The organism is Pelagicoccus sp. SDUM812005 (genome assembly GCF_031127875.1).
Classification (GTDB): Bacteria; Verrucomicrobiota; Verrucomicrobiia; order Opitutales; family Opitutaceae; genus Pelagicoccus.
The window spans coordinates 1-1,273 of the sequence record NZ_JARXIA010000064.1 but is presented as its reverse complement, the minus strand read 5'-3'; the positions used below and the strand labels follow the sequence as shown (position 1 = coordinate 1,273).

Sequence of the window (1,273 nt, the reverse complement as noted above, 5' to 3'; positions counted from 1 at the left end):
AGTCCGAGGGAGCCCCACTCTTCGCTGAAGTCGATGCTTACGCCGTTGTGGTAGCCTGGGATGGTAGTGCCGTAGGCGTAGGAGTACTGGTAGAGGCCGGTTGGCTCTGCGGTTTCCCAGCCCATGTAGCTGAGGAACTTACCGGCAGTGATGGATGTGCCTTCGCCGAGGTCGTAGGTGAGGAACGCTTGCTCGAGGTCGATCTCGTTGGCGTCGCCGCGCTGGTAGTCGAGGTCGATCTGGGCGGTGATTTCGTCGAAGGAGAGGAGGAAGTCGATTTCCATCTGGTCGAGGTCGAACGATGTGGAATCGCCGTCGTCGTTGTCAGCGTGGAAGAGCGACATGTCGAGGAAACCTGTTACGGACAGGTTGTCGTTGATTTCGATCTGGCCGTAGAGGGCAGAGCTAGAGAGCAGCGCGCCGGCTGCGGTTAGACTTAGTAGTTTGTTCATTGATCTGAGTTTTTTAGGTAGTTTCGTTCGTAGCTAAGCTATTCACGAAGAGTGTCTTGTATTGATAGAGTTGGGTGTTCGAATTCGAACGGTTAGACGAATTAGCAAATTGGTTGCCAGTATCCAGTTTTTACTGACTTTTTCTTTGATTTTTCTGCTGGAGGAAAAACTGCTCAAATTTGGGCGCCGTGGGAGCTTGAGAGGCGGCATGAAAAAGCCCCCACCGGGTGGTGGAGGCTTTTCGTTAAAGGCTTTGCTAGGTCCGAGGACTAGAAAGTGAAGAGCGCTTCGACGGCGAACTCGGTGGAGTCGCCTCTCCAAGTGCCCATTTCGACTTGGCTCACTTCGGAAACGATAGCGAGGTTGTCGTTTACAGCGTGGATGTAAGCGGCGGTGTACTTGGTGTCTTCGTCTTCCCACTGTCCGGAACCGACCATTGCGGAAGCGGCGAGGCTGACGTAGTCGCGCTTGTCGTTGCTGATACGAGCAGTGAAGGTACCCTTGTCGCCAACTGCGACGGAGTACATGAGGAGCCACTGGTCGATGTCGCGGTAGCTGTCAGAGTAGTTGTTGTACTCGGCAGCGAAAGTGGAGGAACCGACTTCGTAGGAGCCCCAGAAGTTGATGAGCTCGCGGTCTTCCATGCCTGCGTTGGCGGAATCGATGCCGTAGCCGAGGAAGAAGGTCCAACCGTCTGCTGGAGTGAGCACGAGCTTGGTTTCGATGCCCATGTCGAAGTCGTCCGCGTCGTTGTTGATGGATCCGTCGTCGTCGTATACGGAGTCAACCAAGGCGAGTCCGAGGGAGCCCCACTCTTCGCT

The 1,273-nt window shown here is 55.1% G+C and carries 2 protein-coding genes; both read right to left on the bottom strand.

Features of this window, described 5'->3' with window-relative positions; all coding sequences use genetic code 11:
* Positions 1-452 (bottom strand): porin (locus QEH57_RS24695; RefSeq protein ID WP_309009480.1); only part of this gene is annotated, 452 nt, incomplete at its 3' end.
* A 269-nt stretch (positions 453-721) separates the two neighbouring features.
* A partial coding sequence (locus tag QEH57_RS24690) for a porin (RefSeq protein ID WP_309009479.1) occupies positions 722-1,273 on the bottom strand: 552 nt, incomplete at its 5' end.